Source organism: Pyxidicoccus sp. MSG2 (assembly GCF_026626705.1).
GTDB lineage: Bacteria > Myxococcota > Myxococcia > Myxococcales > Myxococcaceae > Myxococcus.
The window spans coordinates 12,711,436-12,734,205 of record NZ_JAPNKC010000001.1 but is presented as its reverse complement, the minus strand read 5'-3'; the positions used below and the strand labels follow the sequence as shown (position 1 = coordinate 12,734,205).

Annotated in this window: 19 protein-coding genes; 7 read left to right on the top strand and 12 right to left on the bottom strand. The window is 67.6% G+C overall.

The genetic code is table 11. From position 1 onward, the window contains the following. Positions 1–78: 78 nt before the first annotated feature. Positions 79–609, top strand: a complete 531-nt coding sequence (locus OV427_RS48270) for a hypothetical protein (protein WP_267863031.1) — start codon at positions 79–81, stop codon at positions 607–609. Between the two features lie 12 nt (positions 610–621). On the opposite strand, the gene OV427_RS48265 is transcribed toward OV427_RS48270, so the two are convergent. Continuing rightward, on the bottom strand, positions 622–1,158 hold the full coding sequence (locus tag OV427_RS48265; protein WP_267863030.1) for an FHA domain-containing protein: 537 nt from the start codon (positions 1,156–1,158) through the stop codon (positions 622–624). A 63-nt stretch (positions 1,159–1,221) separates the two neighbouring features. Between OV427_RS48265 and OV427_RS48260 the strand changes: the two genes are divergently transcribed. Together OV427_RS48260 and OV427_RS48255 are read left to right on the top strand one after the other, a co-directional pair. Next, positions 1,222–2,190, top strand: coding sequence for an NAD-dependent epimerase/dehydratase family protein (locus OV427_RS48260; protein WP_267863029.1), 969 nt, complete (start codon positions 1,222–1,224; stop codon positions 2,188–2,190). Positions 2,191–2,317: 127 nt separating this feature from the next. Next, complete coding sequence (locus OV427_RS48255; protein WP_267863028.1) at positions 2,318–3,751, top strand: hypothetical protein; 1,434 nt, start codon at positions 2,318–2,320, stop codon at positions 3,749–3,751. An 82-nt stretch (positions 3,752–3,833) separates the two neighbouring features. On the opposite strand, the gene OV427_RS48250 is transcribed toward OV427_RS48255, so the two are convergent. From OV427_RS48250 to OV427_RS48225, 6 genes are all read right to left on the bottom strand, one after another. Then, positions 3,834–4,892: a hypothetical protein gene (locus OV427_RS48250; protein WP_267863027.1), complete on the bottom strand. Its 1,059-nt coding sequence runs from the start codon at positions 4,890–4,892 to the stop codon at positions 3,834–3,836. Between the two features lie 26 nt (positions 4,893–4,918). Next, positions 4,919–5,257 (bottom strand): hypothetical protein, encoded by a 339-nt coding sequence (locus tag OV427_RS48245; protein WP_267863026.1) that lies wholly within the window; start codon positions 5,255–5,257, stop codon positions 4,919–4,921. 89 nt (positions 5,258–5,346) lie between these two features. Further along, positions 5,347–6,849: an ATP-binding cassette domain-containing protein gene (locus OV427_RS48240; RefSeq protein WP_267863025.1), complete on the bottom strand. Its 1,503-nt coding sequence runs from the start codon at positions 6,847–6,849 to the stop codon at positions 5,347–5,349. A 265-nt stretch (positions 6,850–7,114) separates the two neighbouring features. After that, complete coding sequence (locus OV427_RS48235; protein WP_267863024.1) at positions 7,115–7,489, bottom strand: hypothetical protein; 375 nt, start codon at positions 7,487–7,489, stop codon at positions 7,115–7,117. An 86-nt stretch (positions 7,490–7,575) separates the two neighbouring features. Next, positions 7,576–8,694, bottom strand: coding sequence for an SPFH domain-containing protein (locus OV427_RS48230; protein WP_267863023.1), 1,119 nt, complete (start codon positions 8,692–8,694; stop codon positions 7,576–7,578). Further along, positions 8,694–9,182, bottom strand: a complete 489-nt coding sequence (locus OV427_RS48225; protein WP_267863022.1) for an NfeD family protein — start codon at positions 9,180–9,182, stop codon at positions 8,694–8,696. Before OV427_RS48225 ends, OV427_RS48230 begins: the two co-directional genes overlap by 1 nt. Positions 9,183–9,308: 126 nt before the next feature. Between OV427_RS48225 and OV427_RS48220 the strand changes: the two genes are divergently transcribed. The 3 genes from OV427_RS48220 to OV427_RS48210 all read left to right on the top strand — a co-directional run bounded on the left by OV427_RS48220 (position 9,309) and on the right by OV427_RS48210 (position 15,228). Then, positions 9,309–10,136 carry an alpha/beta fold hydrolase gene (locus OV427_RS48220; RefSeq protein ID WP_267863021.1) on the top strand — a complete coding sequence of 276 codons (828 nt, stop codon included), beginning with the start codon at positions 9,309–9,311 and terminating at the stop codon, positions 10,134–10,136. A gap of 244 nt (positions 10,137–10,380) precedes the next feature. Then, complete coding sequence (locus OV427_RS48215; RefSeq protein WP_267863020.1) at positions 10,381–11,949, top strand: sensor histidine kinase; 1,569 nt, start codon at positions 10,381–10,383, stop codon at positions 11,947–11,949. Between the two features lie 258 nt (positions 11,950–12,207). Next, positions 12,208–15,228 (top strand): error-prone DNA polymerase, encoded by a 3,021-nt coding sequence (locus OV427_RS48210; RefSeq protein WP_267863019.1) that lies wholly within the window; start codon positions 12,208–12,210, stop codon positions 15,226–15,228. A gap of 241 nt (positions 15,229–15,469) precedes the next feature. Here the strand turns inward: OV427_RS48210 and OV427_RS48205 are convergent, their stop codons facing one another. From OV427_RS48205 to OV427_RS48185, 5 genes are all read right to left on the bottom strand, one after another. After that, a complete protein-coding gene (locus tag OV427_RS48205) occupies positions 15,470–16,120 on the bottom strand; it encodes an HNH endonuclease signature motif containing protein (protein ID WP_267863018.1) in 651 nt (216 codons plus the stop codon). 6 nt (positions 16,121–16,126) lie between these two features. Further along, positions 16,127–17,455, bottom strand: a complete 1,329-nt coding sequence (locus OV427_RS48200) for an AAA family ATPase (RefSeq protein ID WP_267863017.1) — start codon at positions 17,453–17,455, stop codon at positions 16,127–16,129. Between the two features lie 192 nt (positions 17,456–17,647). Next, positions 17,648–19,309 (bottom strand): acyl-CoA dehydrogenase family protein, encoded by a 1,662-nt coding sequence (locus tag OV427_RS48195; protein WP_267863016.1) that lies wholly within the window; start codon positions 19,307–19,309, stop codon positions 17,648–17,650. After that, on the bottom strand, positions 19,194–19,943 hold the full coding sequence (locus tag OV427_RS48190; RefSeq protein WP_324290040.1) for an imm11 family protein: 750 nt from the start codon (positions 19,941–19,943) through the stop codon (positions 19,194–19,196). The genes OV427_RS48195 and OV427_RS48190 overlap by 116 nt, the downstream gene beginning before the upstream one ends. Before the next feature lie 89 nt (positions 19,944–20,032). After that, positions 20,033–20,809, bottom strand: coding sequence for a DUF6209 family protein (locus OV427_RS48185; RefSeq protein ID WP_267863015.1), 777 nt, complete (start codon positions 20,807–20,809; stop codon positions 20,033–20,035). A gap of 187 nt (positions 20,810–20,996) precedes the next feature. On the opposite strand from OV427_RS48185, the gene OV427_RS48180 reads away from it, so the two are divergent. Further along, a complete protein-coding gene (locus tag OV427_RS48180) occupies positions 20,997–22,769 on the top strand; it encodes an ATPase (RefSeq protein ID WP_267863014.1) in 1,773 nt (590 codons plus the stop codon). Position 22,770: the final 1 nt, after the last annotated feature.

Below are 22,770 nucleotides of genomic sequence, written 5' to 3'. Positions count from 1 at the left end.
TCTCCAAGGCGCTCTGGCGCCCCGAGCTGCGGGTACATGATAGTCGGTGAGCCACCACCCATCCTCCAGGTCCCGAACATGCGCGTCCTTCACTCCGTCCCCATCGTCCTGACCCTCCTGCTCGCCGCCTGTGCCGCGCCCCAGGTCCGGCCGCCCGGGGCCATCCGCAAGGTGGTGGTGGTGGTGGGCTCGCGCGTGGACGCGCTGCCGACGTCCACGTACCGCGAGGACATGATGGGGGAGGGCAACCCGCGCACCGTGCTCGTCAGTCAGGCGGAGGCGGTGCTGCGCGAGCGCGGCTTCGAGGTGATGGGCACGCGCATCTCCCCGGCCCCCGCGCCCTCCACGGAGGAAGTGGTGGCGCTCATCAGCGACAACCAGGCCGAGGCCGCCGTGGTGGTGGTGCTCGCCTGGGTGGACGCGTCCTCCATCAACACGATGGGCCAGGCCCAGGTGGTGCTGGACACGGGCGTCGTGTCGCCCTCCGGCGAGCTGAGCTGGCGCAACGAAACGCACACCGTGGCCAATATCGGCATGTTCCAGGCGCAGACGGACTGGCGCTCCTACCTGCGCAAGGCTGTCATCGAGGCCGTGCGCGCGGTGCCCTGAGGCACGAAGCCGTCAGGGTGAGGGCGGCCGGGGACTGGCCCGGCGCAGGTGCTCGTAGACCGTCTCCGCGCGCAGGTAGAGGAACTGGGCGTCGCCGAAGGCCAGCGTGTCCCCGTCATGCAGTGGCACCTGCGCGCGGTAGGCCAGCGGCGCGCCGTTGATCCAAGTGCCGTTCATGGACTCCGCGTCGCGCACGGTGAAGCCGCCACGCTCTGCGTTCCACCGCAGGGTGGCGTGGTGCTGGGAGACGGACGGGTCCGGCACCGCCAGGTCGCACGTGTCGGTCCGGCCGACGGTGAACTCCTCGCCGTCCACCGTGGGCTGGAGGAAGTGGACCTCCAGGTTGTCGAAGTCGCGGAGCATGGCGAGCAGTCGCTCCTCCATGCGCGCGCGATGGGCCATGCCGACGGTGCGGTTGCTGGCGCTTCCCAGGGCCGCGGCCTGCAGGAGCGCCGCGGGCGGCTGGATGAGGGCTACCGGGCCGGACGCGGCCATGAATGCGTCCAGCGGGGCCCCGGCGAAGGGGCGGAGCTGTTTCACGGACACCATGCGGCCCCCACCCTACGTGCAAGCGGTGGAGACGGGAAGCGCTCCGTGGGAGCGTGGGGGCGTATGCGGGTCCTCGTCACCGGAGCGGCGGGTTTCATCGGCCACCACGTCAGCGCACGGCTGCTCGCGCGGGGGGACGCCGTCATCGGCGTGGACAACCTGGACCCGTCCGGTGACGTGCCCCTCAAGCAGGCACGCCTGGCGCGGCTCCAGGGCCTGCCGGGCGCCGAGCGCTTCACCTTCCACGCGGTGGATGTGACGGACGGGCCGGCGCTGCGGGCAATGTTCGAGCGCGAACACCCGGAGCGCGTGGTGCACCTGGCGGCGCGCGTGGGCGTGCGGGCGGCGGGTGCTGCCTCGCGCGGTTACCTGGATACAAATGTTACCGGATTTCTCCACGTCCTGGAGCTCGCCCGGGGCGTGGAGCACCTGGTGTACGCGTCCTCCAGCTCCGTCTACGGCTCGGGCACTCCTGCACCCTTCCGGGAGGACGCGGCGGCGGACCGGCCGCTGAGCGTCTACGCGGCCACCAAGCGCACGGACGAGCTCCTGGCCCACACGGCCGGCCACCTGCACGGGCTGCCCACCACGGGCCTGCGCTTCTTCACCGTGTACGGGCCGTGGGGCCGGCCGGACATGGCGCCCATGCTCTTCCTGAAGGCCCTGCGCGAGGGCCGCACCATCGACCTGTATGGCGACGGCCGGATGCGGCGCGACTTCACGCACGTGGACGACGTGGCGGAGGCCGTGGTGCGCGTGTTGGACAGGCCGCCCTCCGGGGCTCCGCCGTACCGGCTCCTCAACGTGGGCCGGGGCGAGCCGGTGGCACTGCGGGACTTCCTGGCCCTGCTGGAGAGGCACCTGGGCACGCGGGCGAGGCTCAACCCGCTGCCGGCCCAGCCGGGAGAGCTGGACGCCACGTGGGCGGACTCCTCGGCGCTGGAGCGCGAGACGGGCTTCCGCCCCCGGGTGTCCGTGGAGGAGGGCGTGGCGCGGCTGGTGGAGTGGTACCTCCAACACTCCGCCGCCTGAGTCGTCCTCCAGCCCGCGCCCGCTCCGTTTATAGTGGCGCCGCCGGGGCGCGCGTCCCGGACACCCGGGCCGGCGGGTGTGGTGCTCCCCGCAATCGTCATTGAAACGTCCCAGCTGGAGTGACGTCATGGCCCGCTTCCTCGCCGCGTGTTCGCGGCTCTCCCTCCTTACGCTCGCCGCCCTCGTCTCCGTGCTCGGGGGTTGCTCGGACTCGGACGATGACTGTGCCCGGGACGCGCAGGCCAGCTTCGAGGCAAGGGCACCCTTCGACGCGCGCGCCCGCGTCCGCCGGGTGGACTGTGCCTTCCGCGGCAACGTGGTGGGGTTGGGCGTAGAGGCGGACGGCTCCACCTGGCTTCGCCGCGTCGAGTACGAGGACCACGGCGTCGACAGCTTCTACTACCCACCCGTCAAGCTGCTGACGCACGTGGGGCCCGGGGGCGAGCTCCTCGGGGAGCTGAAGATGCCGGAGTTCATCCAGGACTTCGTCGTGCACCCCAGCGGAGAGCTCACGGTGTTCGGCTGGGAGAGGACGGAGTCCCAACTGGAGATTCAGTTGCGCCGCCTGCGCCCGGACGGCACCGTCATCGCCGAGGGCATGCTCCGCAACGACGTGCCGCCAGAGGAGCGCCTCACCTTCAACGGCATGCCGGACGGGAGGGTGGTGAAGACGCAGGAGCCGGACGAGGAGCGTGCCCTGGGCGTCCTCGTCATCCGACCCTCCGGCGAGGACGTGTACGTGCTGGCGGGGATGGACGGCCTGCGCCTGCTCCGGCTCGACAGCCGCCTGCGGACGCAGTGGACCAGCGTGGTGGCGCCGAGCGTCATCCTGAAGGCGGCGACCCGGGAACAGATGTCCGCCATGGGGGCGCCCTTCACGGGCTTCGGACTCACCGTGGACGAGGCGGACCGGGCCCATGTCGCCACCCCCTTCCTGGGCGTCCACCGGCGCGCGTACGAGGAGGCGATGCGGCGGCTCCCGGAGGGGCCGGAGGGCCGGGGCATCCTCGTGTCGAGCTTCGAGCCCACGGGCGCGTGGCTGGGCGCGAGGACGGTGCCGACGGAGACCGCGGATGAAATCGCCAGCCTCGTGGTGGGTGGCGGGGCCTACGCCCTCGGCGGCCGCACCAGCAAGCCCGTGGAGCAGGACGACAAGAGCCGCGAGACGAACCTCTTCTTCGCGTCCGGCCGCTTCGACCGCCCGGCGCAGGAGGTCGTCACCCGCGACTTCTCGCTGGACCGGGACGAGACGGCCGCCGCGCTGGTGCCGTGCGGAGCGGCGCACTACTGCCTCACGGGTCACACCGGCTACGTGGACCTGGACACCGGGCGCACGCAGGACAACGGCAAGGGCTTCATCCTGAGGCTGGACGCCCAGGGCGCGCAGCAGGACCTCCTCCTGCTCGAGGGCCAGCGCGACACGCAGGTCCTCCTCGCGGCCGGCGGGCCCGGGGGCTCCGTGGTGTTTGCCTTCTCCACCAACGAGGCCTCCAACCTCTCCCGCGTGGCCGACCACCTCAAGAACAACGAGGTGTGGCTGGGCGTGTTCGGAGGCCCCTGACGCGGACGCGGCGGCTCGCGGTGTCGCGAGCCGCCGCACGGGCGAAGACGGCCTCACGGAGGAGGACGTCCGCGGCCCAGGCTCACAGCAGGGGCATCTGCGCGGACACGGGCGTCACGACCTGCTTCGCGTAGTCCGCGGGCGTGAGCACCTCCACCGTGCCGGAGTACGAGTACGTCCGGCCGAGGAAGTCCGCGTGGGAGAACTGCAAGGTGTACGTCCCCGCGCCCAGCCACGTGGAGAGACTGCTGGAGGAGCTGTACGAGATGCCCGACAGCGTCCACGAGAAGGACGACGCGACGACGGACAGGTTGGCGCCGCGCGCGCCCCAGGAGGAGGACAGGTTGAGGGGCTCGGTGGTACGGATGACCCTCCGCCCCACCAGCTCCGCGACGCGCACGGGCTCCGGGTAGAGGATGTGCAGCGCGAGCTGGTCCCACGTGGACAGGCCGGCGTGGCCGTAGTTGCCGTGGATGCCGCAGGCCAGGAACTGGTAGTGCATCACCGAGTACCTGTCGTACGGCGTGAGGTGGCCGCTGCTCGCGCTGCCGCCGTAGCCGCTGGCGGTGCACGTCGCGGAGTCCACGTCGTCACGGACGTGCTCGTGGGCAAGGCCCATCGCATGACCGAACTCGTGCAGCGAGTGGTCCTTCCAGGGCACGCCGAAGGCGTCGGCGTCGTCACCGAGCTTCAGGTTGTAGCGGCAGCCCCGGTTCGTGACGAGGTCGCTCGGGGCATTGGACCAGCTGCCTCCGCCGTTGTTGTCGCCGTTGTAGACGCCGCCCTCGAGGAACATCGGGCAGCCGTTGCCGGGGACCATGCCGGTGAAGGGCACGCTGGTGCCGGACAGGACGACGCGGATGTCGCCGCCGAACCAGTCGTTGCCGTTGGCCTGGACGATGGATGCCGGGCAGGTGCCCAGGTAGTTGAAGCGGATGTTGGCGGCGCGCTCGAAGTCGTGGATGTAGTCGAGCACCTGCTGCACGCGCGTGGGGCGCGAGGTGAGCGCATCGCCCACGAAGCAGACGCTGGGCGTGGTGCTGCGGACACCGTGGTTCCAGTAGAGAGAAGCCTGGGCGGGGAGTGCTCCCAGCAGACATGCCAGGACGGACAGCCCCCACCAGACGCGTCGGGTTTCCATGGGTGACCTCTGGAATCCGGTGCGGTTCACCACATCGCAATCCAGTTGATCAACCGGCAGTCACTGGACAGGCAGCCGATGCTGGTGCCCGCGGTGGAGGACGGGTTGTAGTCGATGGACAGCGTGCGGCCTCCGGCGAGCGCGGTGCTGAGGAGGCTGAGCGTCCGGTTCACATGCGCGGTGTCGGACGTGGAGAGCGCGAAGTACCAGATGCCTCCGGCGACGGACGCGGCGCACTTCACGTGGATGCGGTTGGAAAGCACCGCCACGTTGGACGGCGTGCAGGACGCGCTGTCGGCGAGCGCGGGGACGCTGGCGAGGGACAGGCCGAGGACGAGAGCAGGCACGAGGCGGAACGTCTTCATCATCATTCTCCGGGGTTGCGAGACGCGGAATGCGTCGGGTGTGCAGGGAGAACGAGGGCCCGCGTGAATCTTCCCGGCCGTTTCGAATTTCAGCCCGTGCCCACCTCCACCCGCCCATGCTCCACCCGCCAGGACTCCGTGGTGCACGCGCGGGCGAAGGCGGCGTCATGGGTGACGAGCAGCAGCGCGCCCGGGTACTCGCGCAGGGCCGCCTCCAGCCGTTCGATGGACGGCAGGTCCAGGTGGTTGGTGGGCTCGTCCAGCACCAGGGCCCACGCGTGCTGTCCCAGGCCGCGCGCGATGAGCAGCTTGCGCGCCTCGCCGGGTGACGGCTGCTCCGAGGCGAGCAGCCGCTCGGGGTCCACCCCCAGCGCGGCCACCAGGGACAACACGCGCCCACGTTCCTCCGGCGGCAGTGCGCGCACTGCGTCCAGCGTGGCCCGGGCTTCCATGGCGCCGACGTCCTGGGGCAGGTACAGCACGCGCTCCAGGGGCACGCGGGCGTGCTCCAGCAGCGCGCGCACCAGGGTGCTCTTTCCGGCGCCGTTGGGGCCCTCGACGCGCACGCGCGCCTCGCGGCCCACCGAGAGGTTCACCGGCCCGAGCAACTCCACGTCCCCCGCGCGCACGGTCGGCACGTCGAGCGTGAAGAGCCACGGGTTGGGTGAGCGCACGTAGCCCACGAAGACGGAGCGGCCCACCGTCTTGTCCGCGGTGAACTCCCCCATCGCGTCACTGATGCGCTCCAACTCGCGGCGCGCCACGCCCACGCGCTTGCCCGCGCCGTCCTCGGCCCAGCCGGCCACCACCTTCGCGCCCATGGAGCGCGCGTCGTTGTCGTTCTTGTCCTTCATCCGCTTCCGGGTATGGCGGTTGGCGGTGACGGCCTGCTGCTCGCGCCGGGCCTGGTCCAGCAGGTGCGCCGCGCGCCGCTGCTCGGCGCGGGCTCCCTGATACGCGGCCACCTCTGCCTCACGCTCGGCCTCCCAGTGCACCTGGGCGGCGGAGTACGCGCCGGGCCACAACCGCGCCCCGCCGGCATGGACGCGCAGCGTGGACGTGGTGAGGGACTCCAGCAGCGAGCGGTCATGTGACACGACGACGCCGAGGCCCCGGAAGCGCCGCAGCGCGGAGATGAGCCACGTGCGGGCCTCCACGTCGAGGTGGTTGGTGGGCTCGTCCAGCAGCAGCACGTGGGGCTCGGCGGCGAGGGCCGCGCCCACCTGCCACCGCTTGCGCTCGCCCGGGGACAGCGTGGGCCAGCGCTCCAGCGCGGTGACGTCCAGACCCAGTTGCCCGTGCAGCCTCCGCGCGAGCGAGTCCCACGACTCGGCGAACGCGGTGATGTCGGGCGTCAGCGTCTCCACCTCCTGGTGGCAGAGGATGACGGTGGGCGAGGGCGGCTCGAACTGGAGGTGCCCCTCGGTGGGCGTCAAGTCACCGGACAGCAGGCGGAGGAGGGTGGACTTGCCAGCGCCATTGGCGCCGACGAGCCCCGTCCAGCCGGCGGGCAGGTGGAAGTCGACTTCAGAGAGGACGGGGACGGCGTCGGAAAAGGCGAACGACACGCGGTGCGCGCGAGCGGATGACATAGAAGCGAGCTCCTGAATCCAGGGCGCGAGCCCGCCAGAAGGCGGCTCAGCGCGGGAGAGACCAAAACGGCCTGGGGATTCAGCGGCTCAGCTTCAAGGGACGTCGGACCTCGCGTGGGGAGGGGTTGTCAGGCCCTCCGGGTGGAACGAACAGCGCGACAATCTATGGCAAGGGGCGCGCCGGAATGCAACCCCGGCACGCCCGCAGGCCCGGCTGGACGGGGCGCACGCAGGCACCCTGACAGGGGGAATACCCGCCGCCGGTTCAGTCCACGGCGGCGCGGGAAACCACCGCCGCCCCGCGAGCCAGGCGCAGCGCGCCGACCGACGCGACGATGGCGCCCAGCGTGGACATGATCAGCGCGAGCCTCACGTTGTGGAGCGACTCATAGAAGCCCACGTAGAGTTCGGACGTCGGCGCGTCCGAGCCGGCGCCGGTGTAGTGGCGCAGCACGGAGATGATGCCGGAGGCGAAGCCGAGCGCACCGGCCATCAGCGTGACGAGCCCGAGCGACAGCATCAGCGGCACGTAGCGCGCCTCGGGCCGGCGCGCGTACTGGAGGCAGGTGAGGATGAGGGCGAACCCGGCCAGGGTCGTCGGGTACATCCCCCAGCCGCCTTCGGTGAATGCTTCCTGCATGGTGTCTCCGGGTGACCGCGGTGTCCGGCCTCAAGGACACCCCGGCGCGAAATAGGTTCCCGCGCCGGGCCCGGAAGGACGGTGCGTCAATCGTCCTGGGACTCGGAGGCCGGGCGCGTGCGGCGCACCGGGACGGCGGGCGTGCCGACGAGCGTGGCGGCCTCGGGGACGGAGGCGCCGCGGGCAATGGCCTGGGCGCTCAGCGCGGCGGCGGAGGGAGCGCGGGTGGCGGGTGCGGCCTGGGCGGGCGCGCGCTTGGGGGCGGTCTCACTGAAGAGGTCCTTGATGGCGGAGACGGCGCCCAGGGCGGCGGTGGCCTCGTAGGGGATGAACATCTTGTTGTCCCCCTTGCCCAGCTCCTGGAGGGTCTCCATGTAGCGCAGCGCGAGCACCTCGGGGGTGGCTCGGCCCTGGTGGATGGCCTCGAAGACGAGGCGGGTGGCCTCGGCCTTGCCCTCGGCCTCCAGCATGACGGCGCGCTTGTGGCCCTCGGCGCGGGCCACCTCGGCGTCGCGCTCGGCCTCGGCGCGGAGGATGCGCGAAATCTTCTCGCCTTCGGCCTGGAGGATGGCGGCGGACTTGTCGCCCTCGGCCTTCGTCACCTCGGCGCGGCGCTCGCGCTCGGCCGTCATCTGCTTGGCCATGGCGGCCTTGATGGCCTGGGGCGGCTCGATTTCCCGCAGCTCCACGCGCGTCACCTTGACGCCCCACTTCTCGGTGGCCTCGTCCAGCACGATGCGCAGCTTGGTATTCACCGTCTCGCGGCTGGTGAGCGTCTGGTCCAGCGTCAGCCCGCCCATGACGTTGCGCAGGTTCGTCATCGTGAGCTGTTCAATCGCCAGCGCCAGGTTCTCCACCTGGTAGAGCGCCTTCGCGGGGTCGACGATCTGGTAGTAGATGACCGAGCCGACCTCCATGTTGACGTTGTCATGGGTGATGACCTGCACGGTCTCGAAGCCCATGACCTGCTCGCGCAGATCCACCAGGTTGCTGCGCATGACGCGGTTGCCCACGCGCATCTCGATGGCCCGGGGGCTGTCGAGGAAGGGAATCAGGATGTTGAGGCCGCTGGTGGCCACGCTGTGGAACTTGCCCAGCCGCTCCACCACCATGACCTTGGCCTGGGGGACGATGCGGATGCCGGTGATGAGGGCGAAGCCCACCGCCACCGCCGCGATGATGAGAAGCACGGTTACGAAGTCCACTAGGCCCTCTCCTTCTTGTGTTCCGCGACGGGAACCGACAGCGCCGCCGAAGGGCGGCGCACCCAAAGCTTGAGACCTTCCACCTGCTCCACGGTGACGCGCTCGCCCTCGGCCACGAGCCCCGACAGGGAGCGCGCCGTCCACAGCTCGCCGTTGATGCGCACGGTGCCCCCATGGGGCTCGCCGAGCGTCTCCACCACCACCGCCTCCTGGCCGAGCATCGCCTCGACGCCTGTCTTCAAATGCGAGGCGGTGCGCATGAAAACGTTTTTGAAGATGGTGCGCGAGGCGGCGAAGAGGCCGGCGGAGACGGCGGTGAAGAGGAAGAGCTGGAAGTTGATGCCCAGACCGAGCGACGCGGCGAGCGAGGAGGCCAGCGCCCCCAGGGAGAACCAGAGCATCACGAAGCCGGAGAGCTTGATTTCGAGCGCTCCGCAGACCAGCGCCGCGACCATCCAGAGCTGCCAGGCAGTGGGGGTGAGGTCCATGCCCCATGTTTGGCAGCCGCCTCGCCGTCCTGTCAAACCAGGGGTGGGGGCACGGGATGGGGCAGGAAACAATCGCCCTGGAGCCAGGGGTTTCGGCTCCGGACCACCGCCCTATCCTGGATATCCATGCCGTTCCTGTCCATTCGTGGCGCGAAGCTCTACTACGAGGACTCTGGAGGGCCCGGTGAGCCGGTGCTGTTCAGCCACGGGCTGCTGTGGGACTCGCACCTGTTCTCGCGGCAGGTGGAGGCGCTGAAGGGCCGCTACCGGTGCATCTGCTACGACCACCGGGGGCAGGGCCGCAGCGAGGCGCCCGAGGACGGCAAGCCCATCGATTTGAGGACGGTGTACGAGGACGCGGTGTCCGTCATCCAGGCGCTGCGGCTGGCGCCGTGCCACTTCGTGGGCCTGTCGATGGGCGGCTTCGTGGGGCTGCGCGTGGCGGCACGCCACCCGGAGCTCTTGAGCTCGCTGGTGCTGCTGGACACGTCCGCCGGGGCAGAGCTGCCGAGCAACCTGCCGCGCTTCCGCCTGCTCTCCACGGTGACGCACTGGTTGGGCCTGGGGCCGGTGGTGGACCGCGTCATGCACATCTACTTCGGGCCCACCTTCATGAAGGACCCGGCGCGGCGAGCGGAGCGGGAAGCGCTGCGCCGGCAGCTCGCCAGGAACCCGCGCGCGGTGTGGCGGGCGATGGACGGCGTCATCCACCGGCGCAGCGTGGAGGGCGAGTTGCACCGCATCACCACACCGACGCTGATCCTCGTGGGCGAGGAGGACGCGGTGACGCTGCCGGAGATGGCGGACCGGCTGCATGAGCGCATCTCCGGCTCGCAGCTCCTGCGGCTGCCTCACGGCGGGCACATGAGCAACCTGGAGCAGCCGGAGGCGGTGAACGCCGCCATCTCCTCGTTCCTGGATGAGGTGTCCGGGGCGCAGCTCCAGGCGGTGTGAGAGGGATTGCGCAATCCCTCTCGCCGCACCTTCCGGCTTCCAACCGGACCCCGGACTGACTCCCTGCTGGACCGGCCGTCGAGGCGGTTGCCGGTCCACAGGGTCGTTTGAGGTTTCGCGGCGCGGCCGGCAAGTGCATGACTGAACAGTCCGTTGGGCCTCAACAGGTTACATGTGGGGGTCGAGCCCTTATTCCGTAGGCTGCTTCCCTGGCCCCTGGGGCCCTACTGCTGGAGCCTCATCCGTGAGCATCGCCCCACAGCCCGTCCAGCCATCCCCGGAGGATGAATCCGAGCCACCGGCGCGTCGCCAGCGTGAGGAGCGCTACCGGCTCGCCATCCAGAGTGTGAAGGACTACGCCATCTTCATGTTGAACCCGGAGGGACAGGTCCAGACCTGGAACGCGGGAGCCGAGGCCATCAAGGGCTACACGGCGGAGGAAATCGTCGGCCACTCCTTCTCCCGGTTCTACACCCCCGAGGACGTGGCGGACGGAAGGCCCCAGCGGCTCCTCTCCGTCGCCGCCCGGGACGGGCGGGTCGAGGACGAGGGCTGGCGGGTGCGCAAGGACGGCACGCGCTTCTGGGCCGACGTGGTGCTCACCGCGCTCCGGAACGAGTCCGGAAAGCTGCTCGGGTTCAGCAAGGTGACTCGCGACCTGACGGTGAGGCGTGGGGCGGAGGAAGCCCTTCGCCAGAGCGAGCAGCGCTTCCGGCTGCTCCTCCAGAGCGTGAAGGACTACGCCATCTTCATGCTGGACCCGCGGGGCCATGTGGCCACCTGGAACACGGGCGCCACGCGCATCAAGGGCTACTTGCCCGAGGAGATCATCGGCCAGCACTTCTCGCGGTTCTACCTGCCCGAGGAAGTGGCGAGCGGCAAATGCGAGCTGGAGCTCGAGGTCGCGGTCGCCGAGGGAAGGTTCGAGGAGGAGGGGTGGCGTCTTCGCAAGGACGGCACGCGCTTCTGGGCGAACGTCGTCCTCCAGCCGATGTGGGACCTCGACGGCAGGCTCCTCGGCTTCGCGAAGGTGACGCGCGACCTCACGGACCGGCGCAATGCGGAGGCGGAGCGCCTGCGGCTCGCCCAGGCCCAGGAGGCCATCCGCCTGCGCGACGAGTTCCTCTCCATCGCGTCCCACGAGCTGAAGACCCCGCTGAGCGCCATCCTGCTCCAGCTCCAGAGCCTGCTCCACGGGAGCCAGTCCCTGGAGCCGAAGCTCCGCATCAAGGCGGAGCGTGCGTACAAAGGCGGGGAGCGGCTGACCGACCTGGTGGAGACGTTGCTGGACGTGTCACGCATCGCCACCGGCAAGCTCGCCCTGACTCCCGCCCGGTTCGACCTGGCCCGGAGCGTGGGGGAGGTCGTGGATCGCTTCCGTGAGCAGGCCACCAAGGCAGGCTGCGAGCTGACCCTCCAGTTGGACGAGTCCGTCACGGGAGAGTGGGACCGGCTTCGCGTGGAACAGGTGGTCACCAACCTGCTGGCCAACGCCCTCAAGTATGCGGCGGGAACTCCCGTGGAGCTGGCGGTGCGCGCCGAGGGCGACACCGCGGTCCTCACGGTCTCCGACCAGGGCCCGGGAGTGCCGGAGTGCGAGCGGGCACGCATCTTCGGCCGCTTCGAGCGCGCGGCTTCGATACGCCACTTCGGTGGGATGGGGCTGGGGCTGTACGTCGTCCAGCAGATCATGGAGGCCCACGGCGGCGCCGTCGCCATCGAGGGGGTGGCGCCTCATGGGGCCAGGTTCATCGTCACCCTGCCACGCGCTCCCAGGCCGGCGGCGTCCGAGGGGAAGGAGAGCGCCTCGTGATGCGCCACAAGGTGCGGGTGATGAGGACGACACGGAGATCCGCGAAGCCCTGGTGGCGCTGCTGGAGGAGCAGGGCTGTGACGTCGTGGGAGCGGCCAACGGGGAGCGGGCACTGGCCATGACGGCGGCGGGGGGCCGTCGAGCCCGGCCCAAGCCCCGCGAGATCGTCCTGGCTGGCGTCAACCCATGACGTCTCCTCTCTCGCTGAGTGTCGATCCAACCTAGCGCCTGAACGCCCGCTCAGTATGTTGATCGGCCGTGGACTACGCCGAGCTCGTCTGCCGCTCCAACTTCTCGTTCCTGCGCGGCGCCTCGCATCCGGAGGAGCTGGTGGCCACGGCCGCGAGGCTCGGGGTGCGCGCGCTGGCGCTGACGGACGCGGACGGGCTGTACGGGGTGGTGAAGGCGCACCTGGCGGCGAAGGAGCACGGCCTGAAGCTCATCCTCGGGGCCGAGCTGACGCTGGAGGACGCCCCGCCGGTGGTGGTGTACGCGGCGGACGCGGGCGGGTACGCGAACCTGTGCAGCCTGGTGTCGCAGAGCCGGATGACGCACCCGAAGGGGGAGGCGGGGCTGCCGTGGCGGGCGCTGGCGGACCGCTCCGCGGGGCTGCTCGCGCTGCTGCCGGAGCCGGCCCCGGTGGAGCGGGTGGCGGCGCTGGCGGAGGCCTTCCCGGAGCGCTTCCACGTGGGCCTCTGCCGGACGCTGTCGGCGGGAGACCAGGCGCGCGAGGCCCGGGTGGACGCGCTGGCGCGAGAACTGGGCGTGCCCGTGGTGGTGCACAACGACGTGCACACGCACCACCGCCGGCGGCAGCCCTTGCAGGACGTGCTGGTGGCGATCCGCCACGGGACGACGGTGGACAAGACGGGGACGCGGATGTTGCCCAACGCGGAGCGGACGCTGAAGGGGCCGCACGAGATGGGGCGGCTGTTCGCGGACTGGCCGGAGGCGCTGGAGCGGTCCATCGAGCTGGCGTCGCGGTGTCACGCCTCGCTGGATGATTTGCACTACCGCTTCCCGGAGGAGGACCTGCCGGAGGGGCGCACTGCGAACGCGCACCTGCGGGCGCTGACGTACGAAGGGCTCGTGGTGCGCTATCCGGGGGGCGTGCCGCCGGAGGTGGTGAAACAGATTGAGCATGAATTGAAGCTCATCGCCGCGCTGGACTTCGCGGGGTACTTCCTGGCGCTGTGGGACATCGTGGGGTTTGCGCGGAGGCGGGGGATTCTGTGCCAGGGGCGCGGGAGCGCGGCGAACTCGGCGGTCTGCTACGCGTTGCAGATTACTGCGATTGACCCGGTGCGGATGGGGCTGCTGTTCGAGCGCTTCCTGAGCATGGAGCGCAAGGAACCGCCGGACATCGACGTGGACTTCGAGCACGAGCGCCGCGAGGAGGTGCTCCAGTACGTCTACGAGAAGCACGGCCGGCAGCGGGCGGGCATGGTGTGCGAGGTCATCTGCTACCGGGGCCGGCTGGCGTTGAGGGAGACGGGCAAGGCGCTGGGGCTGTCCTTGGACCAGGTGGACAAGCTGTCGAAGGTGGCGGCGGCAAACGGGTTCCAGGTGACGCCGGAGGTGTTGCTGGAGGCGGGGTTGTCTGCCTTTGACAGCCGGGTGCAGAAGACGCTGTCCCTGGCGATGGAGATGGAAGGCTTCCCGAGACACCTGTCCATCCACGTGGGCGGGTTCGTGATTACGCGCGAACCGCTGACGGAATTGGTGCCGGTGGAGAACGCGGCGATGCCGGGCCGCACGGTCATCCAGTGGGAGAAGGATGACATCAACTCGATTGGCCTGCTGAAGGTGGACCTGCTGGCGCTGGGGATGCTGACGGCGCTGTCGAAGTGCCTCGCGCTGATTCGGGAGCACCACGGGAGGGAGTTGTCGTTGGCGACGATTCCGTCGGAGGACCCGAAGGTCTACGACATGCTGTGCGAGGCGGACACGGTGGGGGTGTTCCAGATCGAGAGCCGCGCGCAGATGAACATGCTGCCGAGGCTGCGGCCGAGGACGTTCTACGACCTGGTGGTGGAGATTGCCCTCATCCGCCCGGGGCCGATTGTCGGGAACATGGTGCACCCGTTCCTGAGGCGGAGGAACGGAATCGAGCAGGTGCAGTACCCGAGCGAGGCGGTGAAGGAGATTCTCGGGAAGACGCTGGGGGTGCCGCTCTTCCAGGAGCAGGCGATGAAGCTGGCGATGGTGGCGGCGGGCTTCACGGCGGGGGAGGCGGACGGGCTGCGGCGGGTGCTGAGCCACAAGCGGGCGGAGTCGATGTTGTTGCAGTACCGGGGGAGGTTCGTGGAGGGCTGTATCTCCCGAGGGTATGCGCGAGGGCAGGCGGAGGAGTGGTTCGACAACTTCCGCGGCTTCGCGCACTACGGGTTCCCGGAGAGCCACTCCGCGAGCTTCGCGCTGATTGCGTACGCGTCGAGCTGGCTGAAGTGCCACTACCCGGCGGCCTTCACGGCGTCGTTGCTGAACTCACAGCCGATGGGGTTCTACGCGCCGCATACGTTGGTGGCGGATGCGCAGCGGCACGGGGTGGAGGTGCGGGAGGTGGATGTGCAGCGCTCGCAGTGGGACTGCACGCTGGAAGAGGGCGGGAAGGCGCTGCGGCTGGGGCTGCGGATGGTGAGGGGGCTAGGAGAGTCCGCGGGGCGCCGGGTGGAGTCGGCGAAGGGGGAGGGCTTCCGCGACGTGGGAGAGCTGGCGAGGCGGGCGCGGATTCCCCGGCACGAGCTGACGCGGCTGGCGTTGGCGGGAGCGCTGGCGAGCCTGTGTGGCTCGAGGCGCAAGGCGCTGTGGGAGATACAGGCGCTGGGACCGCTGGATTCTGATGACCTGTTCTTCGGGATGTCGATGGACGGCACGGAGGTGGAGCTGCCGTCGATGAGCCTCTACGAGCGCGTGGTGGCGGACTACGACACGGTGGGGCTGTCGCTGGAGAAGCACCCGCTGGAGTTGCTGCGGCCCACGCTGAAGAAGCTGGGCGCGGTGACGGCGGAGGGGCTTAAGAAGGTGCGCTCGGGACAGAAGGTGGCGGTGGGCGGGATGCTCATCTGCCGGCAGCGGCCGCCCACGGCGAAGGGCATCTGCTTCATCTCGCTGGAGGACGAGACGGGCATCGCGAACCTCATCGTGCCTCCGGACGTGTACGAGGCGTGCCGGAAGCAGATCCACGGCGCCCTGTTCATCGTGGGGCAGGGCGTGCTGGAGCGTTCTGGGAAGGTGACGAACGTGAAGACGAAGTTCGTCACCTCACTGAGTCAATGAGGGGACACTGGCCGCTGGTAGGGGACGGGCACGTTGCTGCCCGTGTTTTCGTCACACATGTCCGTGGGCTGCGTCTTCAACAGCGTGGGCACCCTACTGAAGATGTTCTCGGTTTCCCTGGAACAGGCTATTGCTGCACTCCATGCCAACAACAAGAAGCCTGTTATTTCTGTGATGCGCAGAGGCGAGTTTCTTCTCCTCAGATCTGCAGTCAATCTTCTCAGCCAAGATCATGAGCCTTTCAGTCAAAGAGAACTCTCACCAACGGGAAATCACTAACGCAATAGCGAACAAGCGCTGTGTAGGGGGCCTTTCTTGAAACCATTCTGCGCAGTTCGGCGCGTGCCTGGACGTATGACACACTGTTGGGCCCGTCCTGCTGATAGGAGGCGTACATCTCAAGTGCCTTGCTGCGAACCTCAACGAGACAGCGTGAAATAGCGCTGCAGAGATCGGTCGATCGTTGATCTTTCTCGCGGTGAAGTTCTTGCAACTCACGAGCGGTGTTTTCTGCCTGGGTATCGCCTGGACTGGCGGTGTCAAACTCAGGCAGTTCCTGCCCACCGACCTTTGACATCCACTGGCGAATTCGTTGCTCAAGATCATGATGCTCGCCAGGATTTAGAAGCCCTCCAGGCGGATGTTTGCGTCGGCGAGCGCCATTGCACGTACGACAAGCGGGGAAGAGGTTATTCCAATCGAACTCTCCCCCACCATCTCCCTTGGGCTGACGATGTTCGACCTCGAAGCTGCCGCGGACGATCGGCCCTTCGCACAGGTAGCACTTTCCTAGGAAGTCAGCATGGAGTTGGTCGCGCACATCGTCTCCAGCGTAAGACTTTCTCGCAGCAAGGCTTGTAGGGGGGATTGCCGAGCGGGTGACTTTGATCATGACCGCTCACTCCTGCGCCTCGGCCGCACTCGCATGCACTTCCGCTACTTTCAACCGAAGCAGCACGTCGAGTGCTAAACTGTGCGACTTCGCGGCGAGCACGCCTGCAAGTGCGCGCATTTGAGCTTCCTCTTCTTTAGTTCGAGGGTTCTTGGAAAAAAGTCTTTCGAGGTCTTCCAGCTTGCCCCTTGTTGCGATGTCGTAATCGGACTGAACCCCGAAATGTCCCGTAGCTAGGTCGCCATAGCGAATTCCTTGTAGCGCATCGCTACGATCGGCCTTTTGTGTCTCGAGATCGAAGACTACGGCGTTGGGAACGCTTGCGACCACGGCAGGTGAGTGTGTTGCCACGATGAACTGAATGGTTGGAAACGCACGAGTTAAAAACGGTAGCATGGCCTCTTGGAGTCGCAAATGCAGGTGCGTCTCAAGCTCATCAATGATTGCGATACCCTGAGGGTTGAAGGAAGGATCCCCTTTGGCCTGTCGAGAAACTTCAAAACGCACGAGCAACTCAGAGAATAGTTGAATGGCAGAGGCATGTCCATGCGAGAGGCCATGTAGATTAAACTCACGCCCATCCTTGGAGCGCACAAGAGTGTAATCCCATTTGACGCGATCAAAGACCAATTTCAAGCCTGGGTCATCTAGAAGAATCCCAAACGCCTGCCGAGCGCTCTCAAACCAATCGTCAATTCTCCTTACTGTCTCTGACTCTCCATCCTCGCTCGCGAAAGTTCGCTCGGTCTTCTTGTTGACAAGTAGTTGCAGTATGTAGCCAGCCACCGCGTTGCGAGTATCTCCCTGGACCTGAGGTGTTAACGCTTCAGTAGTCAGCGCAAGTCTCTGTGGCCCAGTCACGCTGTTTATTCCCAGTTGACGCTGAGCTGGTGCGTGAAAAAATACGCTGTTGCCTGAAGAGAAGGCTTGATTGATGGAGTGCTGCCCTCCCCCTGTGCTCCACTGTAGTTGGACTGGATGTTCCTGATTCTGATTTAGTATTTGCTTTCGATAGTGCTCAATTCGACTATCAATTGAATATAGTTGATTTTCAAGGTCCGCTATCCGATTCGTACTGCTTGATTGCAGTAGGCTTTGTCGGTTCTTGATTTCCTGTTCCAATGCGGCCTTGAAGGCGTCGTTGTTTTTGAATTGTTTTCGCGCGTTTAGTGTGCATTCTTTGGCAATGCCATTGAGCAGTGTTGTTTTTCCTGACCCATTTGGGCCTGTTATGACTAGATGGCTGAATTGGCGATTTGCGTGAGGGGAAAGATCGATGTCGAAATTGCTCAAATGACGTAATTGATCAATGTGCAGCTTGGTTAAATAGGGCACTGAGCCTCCTAGTTCATCCACGTGCGGTTAGCGGGGTTGGAATACAGAGCTCTCATCATGGTGAAAACTATACTTCAGTATGATCCCATTTCTCGATCTTAGACAGGCGAATTTGATGGTTGCCGCCGATGGCGATTGCATGCTTGGTCTAGAGGTGGGGTGGTTGGCAATGAAATGGTGGTTTGGATCGAGTCAGCTCAGCAGCCGTGCGTCACCTAGATCCATTTCATCCCGGATGAGGTCCACGCCGTGCTGCGCGAACCGCCGTGCCGCTGCCCTGTTTCGCGGCCCGTGACCATTGTCAAGGCACCACTGTGCATGATCGCTCAGCAGCGCCAGTTCCAGCGTCCGTCCCAGCGTCAGAGAGAACCTCCGGGCCCCGGCCTCCATCGTCGCGGGATTTTCCATCGCTCCGAATACCCACGCCCGTGCGTGCTCCAACGCGCCGCTCGCGGCGTCCACGCAGGGCTGCAGGCCCGAGTCCCGCACCTTTGCCAATCGCCCCTCCACCTCGTGGAAGAATGCCTTAAGCGTTCCTTCTTTTGCCAGCGCCCGTAGCGCATCCAGTGACAGCACGTTCGTCGTGCCCTCCCAGATGGACAGCACCTGCGAGTCCGCTTGGAGCCGCGGGATACCCGTGTCCTCCACGTACCCCGCGCCGCCGAACGCCTCGGAGACCTCCGACGTGACGTGCACCGCTTGCCGCCCCGTCGTCAGCTTCGCTAGTGGCGTCACCAATCGCTGTAGAAGCAATTCCTGCTCCGACGCGACCTTCGCCTCCATCCGCCCCAGTAGTTCCACCGCGCGGAATGCCAGCATGAACCCCGCCTGGAACTCCGCTTCCAGTCCTGCCAGTGTATCCACATGGAGCGGCTTCTCCATCAGCTTCGCGCCGAACTGCACTCGTCGCTGCGCGTAGTCACGAGCTAGCGCCATCGCGCGCCTCATACTCCACGCCGAGCCCATAGCATTCCATGTGCGCGTCACATTCAGCATCCACGCCATGTTCTTGATGCCATCCGTCAGCCCGGCCACTGGAGTCGCCAGCGTCCCATCCAGCGTCAATTCCGCCGTGGGCACCTTGCGCGTCCCGAACTTGTCCTTCAGCCGGTTGATCTGGATGCCATTCAGCTTCCCCGCAGCATCCCGGGTTTCCACGTAGAAGATGGCCAATCCCTTGCCACCGGGGCCGTTGCCCTCCGGCCGCGCCAGCGTCAGCGCTATCTGCGCCGTCGTCGCGGACGTGAACCACTTCGTCCCGGACAGTCGCCACCCCTCGGGAGACTGCCGCGCCACCGTCTGCGTCAGGCCCACGTCCGAGCCGCCGGTCCGCTCGGTCATCCACTGGCCCGACGTCCAGAAGCTCGCGGGGTCTCTCGACGTCAGGTGGGGCAGGGCGCGATCAATCAACTCCTGGTTCCCCAGATTGAGCAGCGATCTTGCCGCCCCATCCGTCATCGCCAGCGGGCACGAGTGCACATCCAACGATGCCTGTACGAGGTAGTTCAGGACGAACTGGTGCACGCGGCTGAACTCGGCGCTCTTCTGCTCGTACGCCGTCGCCACCAGCCCCCGCTTCGCCGCGAGGATCTCCGCCTCCTTCCACAGCGGCGACACCTCGATGTGGTCGATGCGCTGCCCCCACGCATCCCACTGCGTCAGCTCGGGCTCGTTCAGCCGGTCGCGAAGCTGGAACTGGTAGAAGTACCCGCCGCCCAGGTCGCCCAGCTCGCGGAGTTCATCCTTCAGCGAGCGGTGCAGGTCTTCCGGCAGGGTGCGCGCCAGGTAGCTCTGCAGGAGCGTGTCGTCGTCGTGCTGGTTTCCAAGTCTCGGCGGGTCCTGGAAGAAGCTCATGCGCCGAAGTTAACACCCGCTCTCGCGGATGGGCACATCGCACAGTCCCGCCGACCTCTTCAGACTTCGTCGAAGAGTCCCCCACAATCCCGGCACGCTCCAGCGCTTCCTTGATGTCCCCGTCAACGATGATGGGTGGATGCCAGCCCCACAGCCGGAACACACGGGCGTCGCCGACCTTCGACTTGTCGATCCGGAGACCGGACACCGAGTGGTACTCACCTACACGTTCCGGGTATCCATCTTCCGGAGTGTAGAGCTGGACCTCTTCACATGCTGCGTCGTCGATACAGCGAACGGTGCACGCGACGTTGAGGATGTGATGGGGCTCGAGTTGTCCTTCGATCTTTACAGGGAAGAGCTGCACGTCATGGGGCGCCATCTCGCGGAATACAGCGACGATCCGCGCGCTCACAACGGGGGTTCCGGCGACGGTTGTCTTGTCGAAGTCCAGGGGATTGCCGGGCCGAGAAAAGGGGATGCGCAGCGGCCCGGGGGCACTCACTGGCTTTCCCTCGATGAACGCCCAGATGTCGGAGACCTCTTGCCCTTCGAGATTCTTGGGCTCACGCAGGTACCAACGCCCCGGTACGTCCACGTCGAAGTCGAGTCGGAAGAAGTGGCGATTCGTCACGTCATGCCTCACAGTCTCCCCAGAATCGAGACTCCCAGCCGAGGCAAGGCCGGGAGCTCCAGGTCAGTTCACTCGCGCGAGCGTCGGACTCAGTTCAGCGTGAACCCATAGTTCGCGCTGTAATTCGAGTCCCACCGGTGGCAGGACCCACGGTCCCAGTTCTCGAACCACATCGACACAGACCTCGCCCCGGCTGGCGGCGTAATCGTCACCGGAACCCCGAACCGCGAGTACCCGGACACCGCCGTGACGCTCTTGCTCCCCGTCACGCCGTTGTCGAACCGGTAGTACACCCACACCTCCCACGTGGGCGCGCCGTTGTAGAGGAGCCGGCACTCGGGGAGCCGGTCGAGGTCGTAGTCCACGACGAACGACTGTCCCGCCGTCAGCGTGCCCACCACGTACTCCACCCAGCCCTCCTGGAACACAATCGTGGGCGGCACCGCCGTCCCCGCCGGCTGCACGGTGAACCGGAAGTTCGTCCCGTAGTTCGAGTCCCACGCCTCGCACCCCGCGCTCGCCACGCGGAACCACACCTCCAGCGGGCCCGCCACGGGCAGGGCGATGACGGGCGCGGCGCCCGTGGACGGAGCACCCGCCACGTCGAAGCTCCCCACCGCACCACCGCTCAGCCGGTAGTACCCCGTGAGGCTCCATCCGGGGCTCCCGTCCGGCAGGGCGGTGCGGCACTGCGGCAGGCGGGTGGCGTCATAGGCCACCTGCACCTGGCCTCCGGCAACCAGCGGCGCGGACTCGGAGAGCGTCCAGTTGGCGTTGAAGGTGATGACGGGCGTCGTCGTCTGCGCCGCCGCGGCGGTACCGATGAGCAGCAGGGGCAGGGTGAGCAAGGACAGAAGTCGCTTCACGGATGTAGCTCCGGTGAGAGGGGTGAGGCCCTCCGGCGGGGGCGAAGGGGCGCGCATCCATGCCACAACCCTCCGACAGGGAAAACCCGGTCCCACGGGAATTCCACCCAAACCCGTCACCGTGGTGTTTCATTGAATCAGCAGCCATGCGGTAGGCTCCGGGGCCAACACCCTCGAGCGAGCGCCAATGTCCCTGTTCAGGAGGCCGTCCCCCCCGGCCGCAGGCGAGCCGGCCGACGAAGACAACAACCGCAGCGTCACCCCCGTGGAGACGCCCGCGGTCCCCGCGGCATCCCCCGTGCTCTCCGGCCCGCCTCGCGCGCGCACGGGGCTCACCGGCACCAGCCCCGCGCTCCCACCCCGGCCTCCCGCCCCCGCCGCCCAGCGCCCGCCACCCGCGCCTCAGGAGGGCACCGACTTCGCCACCGAGCGCCGCTCCGTCGTCGTCTCCCCGGACGCCGCCATCCCTGAGCGCCGCGCCCCGGCCCCGCTCGCCCCACCGCCCGAGCGCCGCGCCCCGCCTGGCGCTCCGCCCCCCGAGCGCCGCGCCGCCGCTCCCGCCCCCCAGGTCGCCACCCCCGCGTACACCGGCCCGGATCGCCGTGCCTCCGCCGCGCCGCCCCCGGGCCCCGAGCGCCGCGCCATGCCGCGCCGGAACACGGACGGCTCCATGCCCGCCGCCACCGGGGACCGGTTCTGGCCCCAGCAGCCGCGCGGCCTGGACGAGACGGGCCTCACGGCGACCTTCATCGAGGAGCTCGTCCTCAAGGCCCTCTTCGCCGCCGGTGAGATGCGCGGCATGGACCTGGCCGCCCGCCTCCAGCTCCCCACGGCCATCGTCGACGACATCATCGAGGGCCTGCGCCGCCAGAAGTACGTGGACATCCGCGGCGGCGGCTCGTCCGGCGTGGGCAAGTCCACGATGATCTACCAGCTCACCCCCTTCGTCACGGACGTGCTGCGGCAGATCAACGACCGCAACCGCTACAACGGCCCCGCGCCCGTGCCCTTCCAGGAGTGGGTGGCCGCGGTGAAGAAGCAGACCGTCCGCGGCAACCGCATCACCCGCGCGCGGATGCAGGACAAGTTCGGCGAGCTCGTCATCCGCGACTACATCTTCGACGGCATCGGCCCGGCGATGAACTCCGGCCGCGCCATCTTCTTCTACGGCCCGCCCGGCAACGGCAAGACGGCCATCTGCCAGGGGATGGTGAACTGCTTCGACGGGGACGTCTTCATCCCCCACGCGCTGCTCATCGACGACTTCGTGGTGAAGATCTTCGACGCCAACCTCCACAAGCCCGTGGAGGACGACGGCGCGCCCGCGTACGACAGGCGCTGGGTGCGCTGCCGGCGCCCGCTCGTCGTGGTGGGCGGTGAGCTGACGCTGGAGATGCTCGACCTCGTCTACTCGCCGGAGGTGAAGTACTACGAGGCCCCGTTCCAGATGAAGGCGAGCAACGGGATGCTCCTCATCGACGACTTCGGCCGGCAGAAGGTGTCGCCCAAGGATCTGCTCAACCGGTGGATCGTCCCGCTGGAGAGCGACATCGACATGCTCACCCTGCACACCGGCAAGAAGGTGCAGGTGCCCTTCGACGTGTTCGCCGCCTTCTCCACCAACCTGGACCCCAGCGACCTCGTGGACGACGCCTTCCTGCGCCGCGTCCGCTACAAGCTGGAGGTGCAGCGCCCGGACGAGGAGCAGTTCCACGAGATCTTCCAGATCATGTGCAGGAAGCGCGGCGTGGAATACGACGCGGCCGCCGTGGACTACCTCATCGACACGCACTACCGCCCGGTGAACCGCCCCTTCGCGGCCTGCCAGCCTCGCGACCTGCTCGACCAGGTCATCGACATGGCCCACTACCAGGGCACCGAGCCCCGGTTGGATCACGCGCTGCTGGACTCGGCGGTGCGGGGCTACTTCGTCCGCTTCGACCAGAACAAGACGCCCTGAG

Bases quoted from the DNA above. Each gene is read 5' to 3' on its own strand.
- OV427_RS48270 (WP_267863031.1), top strand. From the start codon at position 79: ATGCGCGTCCTTCACTCCGTCCCCATCGTCCTGACCCTCCTGCTCGCC.
- OV427_RS48265 (WP_267863030.1), bottom strand. From the start codon at position 1,158: ATGGTGTCCGTGAAACAGCTCCGCCCCTTCGCCGGGGCCCCGCTGGAC.
- OV427_RS48260 (WP_267863029.1), top strand. From the start codon at position 1,222: ATGCGGGTCCTCGTCACCGGAGCGGCGGGTTTCATCGGCCACCACGTC.
- OV427_RS48255 (WP_267863028.1), top strand. From the start codon at position 2,318: ATGGCCCGCTTCCTCGCCGCGTGTTCGCGGCTCTCCCTCCTTACGCTC.
- OV427_RS48250 (WP_267863027.1), bottom strand. From the start codon at position 4,892: ATGGAAACCCGACGCGTCTGGTGGGGGCTGTCCGTCCTGGCATGTCTG.
- OV427_RS48245 (WP_267863026.1), bottom strand. From the start codon at position 5,257: ATGAAGACGTTCCGCCTCGTGCCTGCTCTCGTCCTCGGCCTGTCCCTC.
- OV427_RS48240 (WP_267863025.1), bottom strand. From the start codon at position 6,849: ATGTCATCCGCTCGCGCGCACCGCGTGTCGTTCGCCTTTTCCGACGCC.
- OV427_RS48235 (WP_267863024.1), bottom strand. From the start codon at position 7,489: ATGCAGGAAGCATTCACCGAAGGCGGCTGGGGGATGTACCCGACGACC.
- OV427_RS48225 (WP_267863022.1), bottom strand. From the start codon at position 9,182: ATGGACCTCACCCCCACTGCCTGGCAGCTCTGGATGGTCGCGGCGCTG.
- OV427_RS48220 (WP_267863021.1), top strand. From the start codon at position 9,309: ATGCCGTTCCTGTCCATTCGTGGCGCGAAGCTCTACTACGAGGACTCT.
- OV427_RS48205 (WP_267863018.1), bottom strand. From the start codon at position 16,120: ATGATCAAAGTCACCCGCTCGGCAATCCCCCCTACAAGCCTTGCTGCG.
- OV427_RS48195 (WP_267863016.1), bottom strand. From the start codon at position 19,309: ATGAGCTTCTTCCAGGACCCGCCGAGACTTGGAAACCAGCACGACGAC.
- OV427_RS48180 (WP_267863014.1), top strand. From the start codon at position 20,997: ATGTCCCTGTTCAGGAGGCCGTCCCCCCCGGCCGCAGGCGAGCCGGCC.